The organism is Actinoplanes awajinensis subsp. mycoplanecinus (assembly GCF_001509495.1).
GTDB lineage: Bacteria > Actinomycetota > Actinomycetes > Mycobacteriales > Micromonosporaceae > Actinoplanes > Actinoplanes palleronii.
In genome coordinates this window covers 1-15,080 of the sequence record NZ_LLZH01000329.1, presented here as the reverse complement: position 1 = coordinate 15,080, position 15,080 = coordinate 1, and the positions used below count along the sequence as shown (strand labels likewise).

General features: G+C 71.3%; 13 protein-coding genes and 1 pseudogene. 9 read left to right on the top strand and 5 right to left on the bottom strand.

Annotated features, from left to right (window positions below; all coding sequences use genetic code 11):
• Nucleotides 1-24 precede the first annotated feature (24 nt).
• Nucleotides 25-1,122, top strand: a complete 1,098-nt coding sequence (locus ADL15_RS45260) for a glycosyltransferase (protein ID WP_067705911.1) — start codon at nt 25-27, stop codon at nt 1,120-1,122.
• On the opposite strand, the gene ADL15_RS45255 is transcribed toward ADL15_RS45260, so the two are convergent.
• A complete protein-coding gene (locus ADL15_RS45255) occupies nt 1,119-1,619 on the bottom strand; it encodes an LURP-one-related/scramblase family protein (protein ID WP_067705910.1) in 501 nt (166 codons plus the stop codon). The genes ADL15_RS45260 and ADL15_RS45255 overlap by 4 nt on opposite strands.
• 197 nt (nt 1,620-1,816) lie before the next feature.
• Between ADL15_RS45255 and ADL15_RS45250 the strand changes: the two genes are divergently transcribed.
• Nucleotides 1,817-3,172: a flavin monoamine oxidase family protein gene (locus ADL15_RS45250; protein WP_067705908.1), complete on the top strand. Its 1,356-nt coding sequence runs from the start codon at nt 1,817-1,819 to the stop codon at nt 3,170-3,172.
• 109 nt (nt 3,173-3,281) lie between these two features.
• Here the strand turns inward: ADL15_RS45250 and ADL15_RS52285 are convergent.
• Nucleotides 3,282-3,449 (bottom strand): annotated as a pseudogene (locus ADL15_RS52285) (dihydrofolate reductase); the annotation flags it as partial.
• Nucleotides 3,450-3,478: 29 nt separating this feature from the next.
• A complete protein-coding gene (locus tag ADL15_RS45245) occupies nt 3,479-4,633 on the bottom strand; it encodes an ROK family transcriptional regulator (RefSeq protein ID WP_157441993.1) in 1,155 nt (384 codons plus the stop codon).
• A 117-nt stretch (nt 4,634-4,750) separates the two neighbouring features.
• Here ADL15_RS45245 and ADL15_RS45240 point away from each other — a divergent pair, with 117 nt between their 5' ends.
• The 3 genes from ADL15_RS45240 to ADL15_RS45230 are packed head-to-tail and all read left to right on the top strand — an operon-like array spanning nt 4,751 to nt 10,084.
• On the top strand, nt 4,751-6,853 hold the full coding sequence (locus tag ADL15_RS45240) for an alpha-galactosidase (protein ID WP_067705906.1): 2,103 nt from the start codon (nt 4,751-4,753) through the stop codon (nt 6,851-6,853).
• 5 nt (nt 6,854-6,858) lie between these two features.
• Nucleotides 6,859-7,815, top strand: a complete 957-nt coding sequence (locus ADL15_RS45235; RefSeq protein WP_067705904.1) for an acetylxylan esterase — start codon at nt 6,859-6,861, stop codon at nt 7,813-7,815.
• A 13-nt stretch (nt 7,816-7,828) separates the two neighbouring features.
• On the top strand, nt 7,829-10,084 hold the full coding sequence (locus ADL15_RS45230; RefSeq protein WP_067705903.1) for a glycoside hydrolase family 95 protein: 2,256 nt from the start codon (nt 7,829-7,831) through the stop codon (nt 10,082-10,084).
• 254 nt (nt 10,085-10,338) lie between these two features.
• Here ADL15_RS45230 and ADL15_RS45225 read toward each other — a convergent pair whose 3' ends face one another.
• Nucleotides 10,339-10,923 carry a TetR/AcrR family transcriptional regulator gene (locus ADL15_RS45225; RefSeq protein ID WP_067705901.1) on the bottom strand — a complete coding sequence of 195 codons (585 nt, stop codon included), beginning with the start codon at nt 10,921-10,923 and terminating at the stop codon, nt 10,339-10,341.
• A 105-nt stretch (nt 10,924-11,028) separates the two neighbouring features.
• Here ADL15_RS45225 and ADL15_RS45220 point away from each other — a divergent pair, with 105 nt between their 5' ends.
• The 4 genes from ADL15_RS45220 (at nt 11,029) to ADL15_RS45205 (ending at nt 14,647) form a co-directional block, all read left to right on the top strand.
• Nucleotides 11,029-12,309 (top strand): alpha/beta fold hydrolase, encoded by a 1,281-nt coding sequence (locus tag ADL15_RS45220; protein WP_198171288.1) that lies wholly within the window; start codon nt 11,029-11,031, stop codon nt 12,307-12,309.
• Nucleotides 12,310-12,363: 54 nt separating this feature from the next.
• Nucleotides 12,364-13,065, top strand: a complete 702-nt coding sequence (locus tag ADL15_RS45215) for an enhanced serine sensitivity protein SseB C-terminal domain-containing protein (protein ID WP_067705898.1) — start codon at nt 12,364-12,366, stop codon at nt 13,063-13,065.
• 5 nt (nt 13,066-13,070) lie between these two features.
• A complete protein-coding gene (locus ADL15_RS45210; protein WP_157441992.1) occupies nt 13,071-13,553 on the top strand; it encodes a hypothetical protein in 483 nt (160 codons plus the stop codon).
• A 101-nt stretch (nt 13,554-13,654) separates the two neighbouring features.
• Complete coding sequence (locus ADL15_RS45205; RefSeq protein WP_067705894.1) at nt 13,655-14,647, top strand: hypothetical protein; 993 nt, start codon at nt 13,655-13,657, stop codon at nt 14,645-14,647.
• A 186-nt stretch (nt 14,648-14,833) separates the two neighbouring features.
• Here the strand turns inward: ADL15_RS45205 and ADL15_RS56170 are convergent.
• Nucleotides 14,834-15,080: hypothetical protein (locus ADL15_RS56170; RefSeq protein WP_232344947.1), on the bottom strand; the 247-nt coding region annotated here is incomplete at its 5' end.

Below are 15,080 nucleotides of genomic sequence, written 5' to 3'. Positions count from 1 at the left end.
CCGCGCCGTGATAGAACGCGGTGCATGCGCATCATGTTCGTGGCGGCCCCGCTGCAGGGCCATCTCATGCCGCTGATCCCCCTCGCCGCCGCCTGCCGGGACGCCGGGCACGAGGTGATCCTGGCCAGTGGCGGGTTCCCGCCCGACGTGCTCGGGCTGCGCACCGCTGACATCGGTGCCCGGTTCAGCCTGGAGCGCAGCGCGCTGCGGGCGGTGCTGCGGCACCCGCGCCTGGCCCGCGCCGAGATGCGCGGCGGCGCCGGCACCAGCTTCGTCGGCGAGATCTTCGGCCGGGCCAACCTGGCCCTCGTCGCACCGCTGCTGGCGCTGGCCGAGCGGGAACGTCCGGATCTGATCGTGTACGAGCCGCTCAGCGAGGCAGGTGCGATCGTGGCCGGGCGGCTGTCGATCCCGTCGGTGCTGCAGGAGAACACGCTGTGGCCGGCCACCGAGCTGTTCCGGTCGGTGACGACCAGCTCGGTGCTGGCCGGCACGGACATCCCGGCGCCCGAGCTGACCATCGCGGTGTGCCCGCCGAGCCTGCGCGAGCCGATCGGCGCCGAGCACGTGGTGATGATGCGGGCGGTCCCCTGCTCCGGCGGCGGCGAGCTGCCGGACTGGCTGGGCGCCCCCGGCGACCGGCCCCGGGTGCTGGTCAGCCACAGCACCCTGAACGGGCCGGACACCGGCGACCCGAGCGCCGCCGTGATCACCGCCGCCGACGCGGTGGACGCCGAGTTCGTGCTGGTCCGGGGCAGGAAACGCGGGACGTTGCCGCCGAACGTGCGGGTCGTCGGCCGGATCCCGCTCGACCGGGCGCTGACGCACGCCGCCGGTTTCGTCCACCATGCCGGGGCGGGCAGCGTGCTCGGGGGCCTGGCTGCGGGCGTACCCCAGATGACGACGCCGGGTGCCGGGGACCGCAAGCACAACGCGGACCTGTTGGCGCGCCGTGGCGCGGGTCTTGCCGTGCCGGCCAAGGCGATCACCGCGGCCGACCTGAACCGGCTGCTCACCGACCCCGCGCTGCACGCCGCGACCCGGGAGGTGGCGGCCGAGATCGCCGCCATGCCCGCACCGGAGTCCGTGGTGCCCGCGCTGGAGAAGCTGGTCAGCGGCTAGTCGTCCTTGCCCTTCTTGTCCTCGGCGCGCTCCAGGGCCAGGTCGAGGGCGAGCACGCTGCCGATGATCAGCAGCGGGTTGACGCCCTCGGCCACCCGGACCGCGTACGTGTCGCGGATGGTCAGCCAGCGCTTGGAGACCGCGGCGACCTCGTCGCCGCCCTGCTCGATCACGTACTCGTGGTCGAGCAGGTTGCCCTTCATCTCCAGGTCGTCCGGGCCGGGCACGTCGATGGTGAACTTGTCGCGGAACGGGGTGAACAGGTTCTTGCGGACCTCGGCCGCCTTCTCCCCGGCGATCCGGATCTCGTACGTCTGGCGCAGCGCCACCAGCTGCCGGTGCACGCTCGCGACCTCGTCACCGGCGGTGTCCTCGATGACCACCTTGTCGCGGACGCTCAGCACCTTGCCGTCCACGTGGTACAGCTTCGTGCCGTGCTCGTCCAGCACGTCGAAGTCGTCACCGAACGCGAAGAACCGCTCTCTGATCACATACATACCGTGATTCTTACCCGACCGGCTTATGTCAACACATTGACGTAACGGCGGTACCCCGGTTTCATCGACGTTCAAGATCGAGATCGAGGCCCGGACCAGGGCGGGAAGGTGGCGGCGTTGACCACCATCCTCTACCCTGCCGCCAAGATCGCACGCAGCGCACCGTCGGCACACGGCCGCAGTAACGGAGACTTTTAATGAGCACCATCATCGACCGGGACGTCGCCATCGTCGGCGCCGGACCGGCCGGACTCATGGCCGCACGCACGCTGCGGGCAGCGGGCCGCACCGTCGCCGTCCTGGAGGCCCGCGACCGCGTCGGCGGCCGTACCTGGAGCGACGTCATCGACGGCGCGTTCCTGGAGATCGGCGGCCAGTGGGTCTCCCCCGACCAGGACGTGCTGCGCGACCTGCTCGACGAGCTGGGCCTGGAGACGTACCCGCGGCACCGCGACGGCGACTCGGTCTACCTCACCCCGGACGGCACCCGGATCCGCTACGACGGGTCGGTCTTCCCGGCCGGCGAGAAGACGATCAGCGAGATCGAGCGGCTCACCGGCATCCTCGACGGCCTGGTCGCCGAGATCGGCGCGGACCGGCCGTGGGCGCACCCGCTCGCGCGCGAGCTGGACACCGTCTCGTTCCACAGCTGGCTGCGGCAGCAGTCCGGCGACGAGGAGGCCTGCAACGCGGTCGGCCTGTTCATCGCGGGCGGCATGCTGACCAAGCCCGCGCACAGCTTCTCCACCCTGCAGGCGGTGCTGATGGCCGCGTCCGCCGGGTCGTTCTCGCACCTCACCGACGAGGACTACATCCTCGACCGGCGCGTCGTCGGGGGCATGCAGGAGGTGTCACTCCGGATCGCGGCTTCGCTCGGCGGGGACGTTCATCTCGGTGCTCCCGTTCGTACGATCAGAACCGGACCGGACGGCGTGACGGTCGTCACCGACGGGGTCACCGTGCGGGCCCGCCACGTCGTGGTGGCCGTGCCGCCGCCGCTCTACACCCGGATCAGCTTCGACCCGCCGCTGCCCCGCCGCCAGCACCAGATGCACCAGCACCTGTCGATGGGCCTGGTGATCAAGGTGCACGCGGTCTACGACACGCCGTTCTGGCGCGCCGACGGCCTGTCCGGCACCGGCTTCGGCTCGGGCTCGCTGGTGCAGGAGGTCTACGACAACACCAACCACGGCGACAGCCGCGGCACCCTGGTCGGCTTCATCTCCGACGAGAAGGCCGACCAGCTCTTCGCCCTGGACACCGCGGAGCGCCGCCGCCGGATCCTGGAGTCGATCGCGGTCTTCCTCGGCGACCAGGCCCTCGCACCGGTCGTCTACTACGAGTCGGACTGGGGCAGCGAGGAATGGACCCGCGGCGCCTACGGTGCCAGCTTCGACCTGGGCGGCCTGTCGCGTTACGGCAGCGACGTGCGCACCCCGGTCGGCCCGATCCACTGGGCATGCTCGGACATCGCCGGCGCGGGCTTCCAGCATGTGGACGGTGCGCTGCGGATGGGCCGCGCGGCCGCCGAGGCCATCATCAACCCCATCTGATACGAATACCGGGCGCTCGTCCGTAGGCTACGAGCCACGTCCCGCCCGTGAGGCCACCGCGACACCACGGTGTCTCACGGCCGCGGCCGCGCGTCGCGGCCGAGCCCGGTCAGCGGCGCACCGGGTAGCGCAGGTGAAGCACCCGGTTGCCCTGGATCACCACGTCCGGATCCGCCAGCAGGTGCTGCGCGTCGACCGACCCGAAGTAGCGCCTGCCGGACCCGAACACCACGGGGACGACGTCCATCCGCACCTCGTCGACCAGGCCCGCGGCCAGCCGTCGTCAGGTCGCCGATCGCCCGCGGGTCAGGAACCGACCAGGTCCTTGATGCTGACCGTGGCCGCGCCGCGGGCCCACTGCTCGAACGGCAGCGCGCGGATCGACAGCGGGCAGTCGGCCGCCGCGCCGAACGCCTGCCGCTGGAAGCTGGCCCGGATGTGCGGCTCGAACAGGTCATACGCCGACAGGCCCTCGCCGGAGACCACGATCCGGGCCGGGCCGACCAGGTTGGCGACCGCGGCGATGCCCGCGCCGATCGCCGTCCCGGCGCGGGCGAACACCGCGCCCACCGCGGCGTCGCCGGAGCGGGCCAGCGTCACCGCGTCCTCGAACGTGAGCTCCGGGCGGCCGGTGCCTTCCCGGGCCTGGCGCACGATCGCATCCGCCCCCGCGACCGCCTCGACGCAGCCGCGACTGCCGCAGTGGCACTCCGGGCCGTCGACGTCGAAGCCGATGTGGCCGATCTCCCCGGCCACGCCGTGCGACCCGGACACCAGCCGGCCGTTGACGATCAGGCCGCAGCCGATACCGGCGCCCACCGTGACCAGGGCGAACGAGTCGACGCCCACCCCCTCGCCGAACCACTGCTCGGCGGTGGTCAGCGCCTTCACGTCGTTCTCGACCGAGGTCGTCAGTCCGGTGATCTTCCCGGCGCGCTCCCCCAGCGGCACGTCGCGCCACCGCAGGAACGGCGAGTAGCGCACCTGGGCGGTGGAGTGGTCGACGTCCCCGGAGATCGCCACACCGAGCCGGCGGGTCCGCGAACGGTAGTCGCCGGGCCCGTCCAGCAGGTCGTCGACCAGCTCGCCGAGCTCGGTGAGCACGTGGTCGACGTCGGTGGCGGCCAGTCGCCGGTGCGCCGACGCCCGGACCTCGGCGCGCAGATCGCAGACCACGCCGATCAGCTCATCGCGGGTGATCTTCACGCCGACGAAGAACTCGCGGTCGGCGCGGATCGCCAGGGGGCTGGCCGGGCGGCCGGCACCGGGGCCGGTGCGCTCGGTGGCGGCCAGCTCCTCCAGGTAGCCCATCTCGATGAGCGGGCGGGCCGCCTTGGTGACGGCGGCCGAGGACAGGTCGAGCCGGCGGGCGAGCGCCACGCGGCTGATCGGGCCCTCGGTCAGCACCGCGGTGAACACGGACGTGACCGCGGGCGCCACGGCCTCGCCGTAGGGAAACATGATGAAAATCTACCCTTAATAATTTCCTTCGTCAAGTATTGATTTAGCCGCGACGGCGGTCCTACGCTCGCCGCACTCATCGGCCGAAGCTTTCCGACGATCACCTCGAGGATCCAGATGCCCGACCTGCAGTTCCAGCCGGACCAGCGCCTGTGGCTGCTGCACACCCCGTCGACGTCGTACGCCATCCGGCTCGACGAGAACGACGTCGTGCAGCACGTGCACTGGGGGGCGAGACTGTCCCCGGCGCAGGCCCGGGAGCTGGCCGAGCGCCGGCCCGCGGCGGGCAGCAGCTTCGACGACGCGGGCGGGGTGCCGGAGCTGGCCGCCGAGGGTGGTACGCGGTTCGGGCCGGCCGGGCTGCAGGTGCGGTTCGCCGACGGGAGCCGCGGCGTCGAGTGGCGCTACGCCGGGCACGACACCGACCAGGGGCACCTGCGCATCCACCTGCATGACCGGCATTATCCGCTGCGCGTCACCCTGCACTACCGGGTTCATCAGGACAGCGACGTGATCGAGCGCTGGACCAGCGTCGAGAACCGCGACGACCAGCTCCCGATCACCGTGTCGCGCTGCGACAGCGCGGCCTGGACGCTGCCGCACCGCGACGGCTACCGGATGAGTCACCTGGTCGGCGGCTGGAACAGCGAGTTCCAGCTGCGCCGCGGCGAGGTGCCGGCCGCCGAGACGGTCTTCACCAGCCGGCGCGGGATGACCAGCCACCAGGCCAACCCGTGGCTGGCGCTGGACGACGGCACCGCCGGCGAGGACCGCGGCGAGGTGTGGAGCACCGCGCTGGCCTGGAGCGGCAGCTGGCGGATCACCCTGCACCGCGACCCGGTCGGCCGGGTCGGGTGGACCGGCGGGCACGGGCACGAGGGGCTCACCTGGTCCCTGGAACCCGGCGAGACGCTGGAGACCCCGGTGTACGCCGGCCTGTTCACCTCCGGCGGGTTCGGCGCCGCCAGCCGGGCCTGGCACGCGTACGTCAGCGGGCACGTGCTCGCGCACCCCGGCGAGCTGCGCCCGGTGCTCTACAACTCGTGGGAGGCGACCGGGTTCGCCGTCGACGAGGCCGGGCAGACCGCGCTGGCCGCCCGCGCCGCCCGGCTCGGTGTCGAGCTGTTCGTGGTCGACGACGGCTGGTTCGGCGAGCGGGTCAGCGACCACGCGGGGCTCGGCGACTGGACGCCGAACCCGGCGCGCTTCCCGCACGGGCTGCGGCCGCTCGCCGCCGAGGTGCACCGGCTCGGCATGCTCTTCGGCCTGTGGGTGGAGCCCGAGATGGTCAACCCCGACAGTGACCTCTACCGGTCACATCCCGACTGGGTGCTGCACATGCCGCACCGTGGTCGTACGCAGATGCGCCAGCAACTCGTACTCAATCTGGCTCGGACCGACGTCGCGGCCTGGACCCACGCCTGGCTGGACCGGCTGGTCGAGGAGCACGACATCGACTTCCTCAAGTGGGACGCGAACCGGCCGTTCACCGAGGCGGGTTGGCCCGGCAACGCCGACCCGGACCGGGTGTGGCTCGAGCACACCCGCGCGGTCTACCAGATCATGGACCGGCTGCGCGCCGACCATCCGCGGCTGCGCATCGAGGCCTGCTCCGGTGGCGGCGGGCGCGCCGACCTGGGCATCCTGGCCCGCACCGACCAGGTGTGGACGTCGGACAACACCGACCCCGTCGACCGGATCGGCATCCAGCACGGCTTCAGCCAGCTGTTCCCCGCGCAGGTGATGGGGGCGTGGGTGACCGACAACCCGAACGTCGCCACCGGCCGGCGAACGCCGCTGCGCTTCCGGTTCCACGTCGCGATGGCCGGCGCGCTCGGGATCGGCGGCGACCTCGCCACCTGGAGCGAGGACGAGCTGAAGGACGCGGCCGAGCTGATCGCCACGTACAAGCGGATCCGGCCGGCGGTGCAGCACGGGACCGCGTACCGGCTGGCCGGCGACGGCACGCTGAGCGCGGTCGGCTACGCGCACGAGGACCAGTTCGTGGTGCTCGCCTGGTGCCCGTCGCGGCCGTTCGGCCACGAGCCCGCGCCGCTGCGACTGACCGCTCTTGATCCTGACGCGCACTACCGCGAGCAGGACACCGGCACCGTGCACTCCGGCGCCGTGCTGCGGCACGCCGGACTCCCGCTCACCCTGCCCCGCGGGGACCACGCCAGCGTGCTGGTCCACCTCACCCGCATCGCCGCGAAAGGCTGACCCCGATGGCCATGTTCGACCTTCCGCTCGCCGCCCTGCACGACTACCGCCCGGCGCTCGACGAACCCGCCGACTTCGACGCGTTCTGGGCCCGCACGCTGACCGAGGCCCGCGAGCACGACCTGGCGGCGAGCCTCACACCGTACGACGCGCTGCTGCCCGGCGTGCAGGTCTTCGACGTGCGGTTCCGCGGTTACGGCGGCCAGCCGGTCGCCGCGTGGCTGATTCTGCCCACGGTGCGCAGCGGGCCGGTGCCGTGCGTGGTGCAGTTCATCGGGTACGGCGGCGGGCGCGGCCGCCCGCACGAGTGGCTGCTGTGGCCGGCCGCCGGATACGCCGTGCTGGTGATGGACTCGCGCGGGCAGGGTGACGGCGACACCCCCGACCTGGCCGGCGACACCACGCCGCACCACTCGGGGCTGATGACCCGCGGCATCCTCGACCCCGAGCTGTACTACTACCGGCGGCTGTTCACCGACGCGGTGCGGGCCGTGGACCTGGCGGCCACGCTGGACGACGTCGATGCCGACCGGATCGTGGTGGCCGGGGCGAGCCAGGGTGGCGGCATCGCGCAGGCCGTGGCGGGGCTGCATCGCAGGGTCCGGGCGGCGCTGATCGACGTGCCGTTCCTGACCTGGTTCCGGCGGGCCACCGAGATCACCGACTCGTATCCGTACCAGGAGATCTCGGTTTTCCTCGCCACCAACCGTGACCGGATCGCCGACGCCTTCGCGACGCTGGGTTACTTCGACGGCGTGCACCTGGCCGCGCGGGGCACGGCGCCGGCGTTGTACTCGGTCGGTCTGATGGACGACGTGTGCCCGCCGTCGACGGTGTTCGCCGCCTACAACCACTACGCGGGACCCAAGACGATCCAGGTCTGGCCCTACAACCGGCACGAGGGCGGCGGCAGCCAGCAAGCCCCGGTGCAGCTCCCCTGGCTCCGCGACCAGCTCACCTGAAAAGGATCACGCCATGTCTTCCAGCGTTCTGTACTACGACCGGCCGGCGGAACGCTGGTTCGAGGCGCTGCCGATCGGCAACGGCCGGCTCGGCGGCATGGTCCACGGCGGGATCGGCACCGAGATCATCCGGCTCTCCGAGTCGACCGCGTGGTCCGGCGCACCCACCGACGGTGACGTGAGCCCGACCGCGCTGCGTGAACTCCCGGCCATCCGCCGGCTGCTCTTCGACGGAAAGTTCGCCGAGGCCCAGCAGCTGGCCACCGAGCACCTGCCCGGCCGGCCGACCAACTTCGGCACCAACGTCCCCCTCCCCCGGCTGCGCCTGGACTTCGCCGAGCACGCGGCCGGTGACTACCGGCGTTCCCTCGACCTCGACACCGGCCTCGCCACGATCAAAATCGGCCATTTTGTACGGGAGGTCTTCGCCTCGCACCCGCACGGCGTGATCGCCATGCGGCTGAGCTCGAGCCGACCGGCCGCCATCAGCTTCTCCGCAACGCTCGACGACACCGTGCTGCCGGGCGCGACCACGACCACCGAGGACGGCCTCGCGTTCAGCGGCCGGGCGGTGGAATCGCTGCACAGCAACGGACGCGACGGCGTCGCCGTGGAGATCCGCGCCCGGTTCCAGCTCGACGGCGGCACGCTGTCCCGTGACGGCGACACGATCACGGTCACCGGCGCGGACGCGGTCGTGGTGCTGATCGCCGCCGGCACCGACTGGGCAGGTTCCGCGCAGCTGGTGTTCCCCGCAGCCGGCTACGACGTGCTGCGCTCCGCGCACATCGCGGACCATCAGCGGCTGATGCGGCGGGTGTCGATCGACCTCGGTGAGCCGGTCGCGCTGCCCACCGACGTACGCCGGAACCGCCTCGCCGAGGGCCACCGCGACGACGACCTGATCGCTTTGTACTTCCAGTACGGCCGCTACCTGACCATCGCGGGCTCCCGCGAGGACTCGCCGCTGCCGCTCGCGTTGCAGGGCGTGTGGAACGACGGGTTCGCCAGCAGCATGGGCTGGAGCAACGACTTCCACCTCGACATCAACACCCAGCAGAACTACTGGGCCACCGAGTCGACGAACCTCGCCGAGTGCCACGCTCCGCTGATCCGATTCGTCCAGCGCCTCGCCTCCGCCGGTCGTCGCACCGCGCGAGAAATGTACGACGCGGACGGCTGGGTCGCGCACACCGTCACCAATGCCTGGGGCTACACCGCACCCGGCAGCGGCATCGGCTGGGGTATGAACGTCACCGGCGGGGCCTGGATCGCCCTGCAGCTGTGGGAGCACTACGAATACCAGCCGGACGAGGACTACCTGCGCGACGAGGCGTACCCGGTCCTGCGCGACGCCGCGCTGTTCCTGCTCTCCTATCTGACGCCCGAGCCGACCCACGGCTGGTTGGTGCCCGGACCCGCCGAGTCACCGGAGAACTGGTATCTGGCGCCGGACGGCACGCCGTGCTCGGTCGCGATGGGCGCCACCTCCGACCGGGTCCTGACCGAGGCGATCCTGCGGATCTGCGCGCAGGCCGCCACCATCCTCGGCGTCGACGCCGACCTGCGCGACCGGATCTCGGCGGCCCGTGAGCGGCTCTCCGAGTTCCGGATCGGACGGCACGGCCAGCTACAGGAGTGGCTGGACGACTTCGACGAGGCGGACCCGGCACACCGGCACACCGCCCACCTGGTCGCGGTCTTCCCGGAACGGCAGATCAGCCCGCGCCGTACCCCGGAGCTGGCCCGCGCCGCCGCGGTCACCCTGGAACGCCGCCAGCAAGCGCCCGGCTGGGAGCAGACCGAGTGGGTGGAGGCCAACTTCGCCGCCTTCCACGCCCGCCTGCTCGACGGCGACCAGGCCCTGGTGCACGTCACCCGGCTGATCGCCGACACCAGCGAGGCGAACCTGCTCAGCTACTCGGCCGGGGGGATCGCCGGCGCCCCGCAGAACATCTACTCGTTCGACGGCAACGCGGGCGGGACCGGCGCGATCGCCGAGATGCTGCTGCAGTCGGACGGGGAGGAGATCGAGCTGCTCCCGGCGCTGCCGTCGACGTGGCGGGACGGGTCGGTGCGCGGGCTACGTGCGCGCGGCGGCTTCACGGTCGACCTGACCTGGCGGGACGGCGAGCTTTTGGCCGCCCGGATCCTCTCCGACACGGCCACAACCACCCGCGTCCGCTACCGCAACGCCACCACCGAACTCACCTGCAAGCCAGGGCAGGATCTCACCGTCGAGCGCCAGCACTTCGCGGCGGTCAACTAGCGCCTGGAGATGCGTTGAGAGCGGTCGCGACAGCCCTGGTCCTGGCGCTCGCCCTGGCCGGGTCAAGGTGTTGTACCGGGCGGCCGGCGGGGCGCAGGACGACGTCGCGCAGGAGCGGGAGGCGGTCGCCACGCTGGACGCGCGCAGCTCACATCGTACAAATCCTTGGTTGTGGTTTGTCTTCGGACGCCCGCCGGCGCAGCTTCGAGGCGAGGGCCAACGCCGACGGGCATGGTCTCCACTCGCACAACGTGTCAGACCTCTGAGCACGCCCAGCCGCGCAGCGTCGCGGGCACGGTTGAGGCGAACGTGCGGTCGGCGGTGGCGCTGTCGAGCGCCCCGGCCAGTTCCAACGTCACGAGCCCGTGCAACGCGACCCAGAGCGACAGCGCGATGTCCGCCGGGTCGCCGGCGAGGACCGACGCCACCCGCCCCCGGTTGATCGCGTCGAGGAGCAGGCCGATCGGGTCACCCGTTCCGGCCGTCCCCGACGGGTCGAACGACTGGAGGCCGCCGAACAGGACCGCGTACAGGTGCGGGTGCCCGAGGGCCCACCGCCGGTATCCCTCCGCCAGCGCGGAGACGTCGGCGAGCGGATCACTGCTGGCCGGAACCGCGGACAAGAACGCGAACAACCCACTGACCGCCCTGGTGCGCACCTCGCCGATCAATGCGTCCTTACTGCCGAACAACGTGTAGACCGCCGCGGTCGCGGTCCCGGCGGCCGCGGCGAGGGCGCGGATGCTGAGCGACTCGCGGGGCCGGGTCGCCAGCATCTCGGTCGCGGTCTGCACCAGCCGGTCCTTCACCGCGTCGTCGTTGGTTCTCGGTCTGCCCACGATGTCCAGCCTAAAGCCCTGCTCGCCCCGCTTGGCCCGCCGGGCGGACCGGTTTTGGTACAGTGTTTTGAAACGATGTTCTGAAACTGATCGGAAGGAATGCCGATGGGCAGAAACCTCGCCACCGCCACCGGATCGATCCTCGGCTTCCTCGCACTGATCGTCGCCACCGGCGGCGCCGGACGCGGCCTCGTCGCCTGGCTGACGACCTTCCTGCTGGCCACCGCCGCCACGCTCCGATACAGCCGAAAACGCAGGCGAGGCCGGCTGCTGGCGGTCGCGACCGCCGCCGCGCTGACCGTCACGGTGTGCATTCCCACCGTCCCCGCCGAGCGGCGCTACCCCGCTGACCTGCCGTTCGTCGTCACACAGCACTGGCGCCTCGCCACCGGAAGCCGGGTCGCGGTCTACCACTACCCGCCCGCCGCCGGCGCCCCGCACCGCGCGACGCCCCTGGTCTATCTCCACGGCGGCCCGATCCGCGGCATCGCGCTGCTCGACCACACGTTCCTGCGACAGCTCGCCGGTCAGGGCTACGACGTTTATTCGTACGAGCAGGCCGGCGGCGGACGCAGCGACCTGCTGCCCATGCCGCAGTACACCGTCGACCGGCTGACCACCGACCTCGGCGCGTTCATCGATCACCTGGGCCGGGGGCCGGTCGACGTGCTCGGATTCTCCTCCGGCGCGATCGTGCTCACCCGCGCCCTGACCGACCCCGGCGTGGCCGCCCGCGTGCACCGCGCGATCATCGCCGAGCCGGGCCCGATGGACGGCCCCACCAGCCGGATCGACGGTCCCGCGGGCCGGCCGTCCGCCCGCGACTCCGCTGCGGCACCGCCGGGCGCCAGGTCCACGTACCTGCCCCGCTACGGCGTGACCTTCGGCCTCATGCGCCTCGGCCTGCTCAAGCTCGACAACGGCCTGATCGGCCAAGCCGAAGGAGTCAACGCGTTCACCGCCGCCGACCTCGGCAGCGACACCGCGTCCGCCTACTGCGCCCGCGACGCGCTCCGCATCCCCGTCGAGGACAGCCCGCAGAACTTCTCCTTCAACGCCGCCGCCAGCCTCCGCGTACAGGAGACGCTCATCGACTCCCCCTCGATCGCACCGCAGCTGAGCCGCTCCCGTACCCCCGCGATGTTGATGATCGCGGAATGTTCCGCGCAGGTCCGTCAGTGGCAGACCGCGGTGCTGGCGGCCGATCCCGCCATCCGGCGCACCCAGTACCTGCCCGGGGTCGGCCACCACATGTGGAACGGCCTCGACGACAACAACCAGCGCGCCGCCGCCGTCATCACCGCGTTCCTCGCCGACCAACCCGCCCCGCTGCCGGACTACCCGACCCGCGCCGACATCGCCGCCTTCCTGCAAGGCCACCGATGACTGGTGCGTGACGTGCCGTTCGGGCCCGATTCCGCGCACGGATAGCATCCCGGCATGACTTTCCCGGCCAACACTCTCGAGTCGGTGCTCGCCGACACCCGCGCCGGGACGGCGACCGGTGAGCAGCTGCTGCACGCCCTGCGCGAGAACGACCTGTGGGTGCCGCTGCCCGCCGGAGCGCAGCCCGGCGGCGACACCGCCCTGCCGATCATGACCCTGCCGGACGGGCCGTACGTGGCGGTGTTCACCTCCGCCGAGCAGTTCGGGCTGGCCGCGGCCGGGGAGGCGCACATGGTGCTGCCCGGCCGGGAACTGGCCGCCCTGCTGTCGCCCGAGCTCGGCCTCGCGGTCAACCCCGGCGGCGCGATCGGCCTGCCCATCCGGGCGTCCGGCGTCGACGAGATCCGGGGCGGGGAGAGGCGGGTCGCCGCCGGTTCCCGGATGCGCCTCGGCCTGCCCGTCGAGGAGCCGCACGAGCTGCTCGCCGCTCTGGCCGGCGCGTTCGCTGTGCTGCCCGCCGTGCTCGAGGCCAGGCTGGCGCTCGGCAAGGTCGGCGACCAGCCCCCGGCGCTGCTGATCGGGGTGCGGCTGCGCGCCGAGGAGGACATGGATCAGGTCTTCGCCGCGGTGCGCGAGGTGACCGCCCGCGTCACCTCGCCGTTCCCGGTCGACACGGTGGTACTCCGCCCGGCCGGCGACCCGTTGACCGACTGGCTGACGGCGAACACCGAGCCGTTCTTTCCGGCCGACATGTGAACCGCATGGCCCGGATTGCCGTGTCAGCGTCGCTCTTCGTGGGTGCTCTCGCCGGTTGCGCGGCCGAGGACGACAGCTCTGACATCTGTTCGAAGCGCGACGGCCAGCTCGCCGAACAGCTGAACGACCTGCCGATCCTGGATGCGCGTCCCGAGTCGGCCACTCCCACGAAGAGCGGCAGCGGTTGTGACGCTTCGAACGGTCAGGCCTACGCGAACCGGAGTTATCGCAGCCCGCTTGCTCGCACCGAGATCGTCGCCTTCTACGAGGCCGCGCTGGTGCGGGACGGATGGCAGGCGAGACCCAACTCCGCGGTTCCCCCTGGGACGACGAGAGCGGCCACCGGCATCAACTGCTACTTCACGAAAATGGACGGCCAGTTCGTCCACTTCGCCATTCCGTCGTCCGGCTCAGAATCCACCAACTACATCCTGGAGGTGAACGGCCAGGGCCAGGACGGCTGGGCCAGCAGTTGCACTCCCGAATAGAAGAAACGCGGAGCCACCGCCAGTCCCGGCTGCTGGAGCGATCCTGGCTCAGCGCGCTCACCAGCCGGACGAGTCGCGTAGGTGGCCGCTACGATCCGGCCGTGGATATCGGCGGCGTGGTCGCGGCGGCGGAGGAACTGCTGGCGCGACCGTTTCTGGACGGATCGGCGGACTCCAGCGACTGGCTGGAGGGCGCGGCGCAGAGCGGGTCGCAGGCCCATTTCGTGCCGATCGCGGTCTTCGCGAGCCTCCACGAAACGACCGCCGACCATGACGGGACGGCGTGGCGGCTGCTGGACGAGGCGTACCAGAGCTTCGAGCAGTTTCGGCGCGACGTCGTCGCGGCGTTGACGACGAGATGGCGGCCGCCGGAGCCGCACTCGTTCCATGCCGAATACGAACGCGTGGTGGCCGGTGACGAGAGCGTCTCCAGCCTCGAATACGACCTCGCCATGTTCACCAGCGGCGAGCCGTTTCCGGCTTGGCGGCACGAGGGGCGCATCATCACGCTGCTCCTCGGCCAGATGGACAAGGAGTTCCCCTTGGTCCTGACCGTCGCCGCCGTCGAGGTGGCTACTCGACTTCTGAACCACGATTTCCGCCAGCCGATCTCCTACTCCAACCTCGCGATGCGCGACGAGCTGGTGGAGGAACCTCCGCACGAGACCCACCAGCTGCTGATTTCCGGCAAGGACGCGGTAGCCGTGTCGAACGGCCGCGAGCTGCTCATGTACTGCTGGTCAGTGCGGACGGCGCTGGTGAATGTCGCGGTGTGGAACGCAGACCCCGGCCTTCGATCCCCGGTTCAGGATTTCCGGCACACCGAAATCTTGCGGCTGGAATGCCCGTCCGCGCGCCTTTACGTCGAGTCCGCTCCAGATCCCTCCCAAAGCCTGCCCGAGCCCCTGCCCGAGGGAGCCGGCACCTATTCGGTACGAGTAGCGCGCCGACGGCAGCCTCCAGACCGCGCAGAGTCCCCCTCACAGCCGACCGACGAGCCGCACACCGAAGAGTTCACCATCGACCTGTGGCGCACCGGCGACCTGCCACAGGAATGGCTCGACCTGCTGGACGATGACGGACTCCAGCGGTGAGCTGGTCCTTGTTCGTGATCCCCCTGCACCAGGCGGCCCACGACGGCGTCATGGAATGGGAGGCAGCAGCCACTCATTCACGAGGATTCCCCAGCACGCTGCCCACCCCCGTGCCTCTGCCCACCGTCGCCGATGTCCTGGTCGCTCTGGACCGCGCCGGCTGCCACGGGGACCCTTGGTTCCAGGTCAGCGATGCTGACGCGGCGCCGCCGTTGCCGCGATGCCCGGATCCGGCTTCCTGCGCCCGGCAACCGTGGACGCGACCTCGGTGAGGTGACTCTGCGCGGCACCGACCAGGCCGGCTTCGGGCTGCCGCTCAGCTCCGACACCAGAGTGAGCCTTTTCCAACCTGATCTTGCAGGTCAGCTCCGGTAGGCAGGGGGTGCTGATCGATGGGTGCGAGGCTCCAGGTAAGACAGCAAATCGACCAAAA

Coding starts and splice junctions, on each gene's coding strand:
- ADL15_RS45245 (WP_157441993.1), bottom strand. CDS start 4,633: ATGTTTCCCTACGGCGAGGCCGTGGCGCCCGCGGTCACGTCCGTGTTC.
- ADL15_RS45210 (WP_157441992.1), top strand. CDS start 13,071: ATGGCCCGGATTGCCGTGTCAGCGTCGCTCTTCGTGGGTGCTCTCGCC.
- ADL15_RS45260 (WP_067705911.1), top strand. CDS start 25: ATGCGCATCATGTTCGTGGCGGCCCCGCTGCAGGGCCATCTCATGCCG.
- ADL15_RS45235 (WP_067705904.1), top strand. CDS start 6,859: ATGGCCATGTTCGACCTTCCGCTCGCCGCCCTGCACGACTACCGCCCG.
- ADL15_RS45255 (WP_067705910.1), bottom strand. CDS start 1,619: ATGTATGTGATCAGAGAGCGGTTCTTCGCGTTCGGTGACGACTTCGAC.
- ADL15_RS45250 (WP_067705908.1), top strand. CDS start 1,817: ATGAGCACCATCATCGACCGGGACGTCGCCATCGTCGGCGCCGGACCG.
- ADL15_RS45230 (WP_067705903.1), top strand. CDS start 7,829: ATGTCTTCCAGCGTTCTGTACTACGACCGGCCGGCGGAACGCTGGTTC.
- ADL15_RS45220 (WP_198171288.1), top strand. CDS start 11,029: ATGGGCAGAAACCTCGCCACCGCCACCGGATCGATCCTCGGCTTCCTC.
- ADL15_RS45215 (WP_067705898.1), top strand. CDS start 12,364: ATGACTTTCCCGGCCAACACTCTCGAGTCGGTGCTCGCCGACACCCGC.
- ADL15_RS45240 (WP_067705906.1), top strand. CDS start 4,751: ATGCCCGACCTGCAGTTCCAGCCGGACCAGCGCCTGTGGCTGCTGCAC.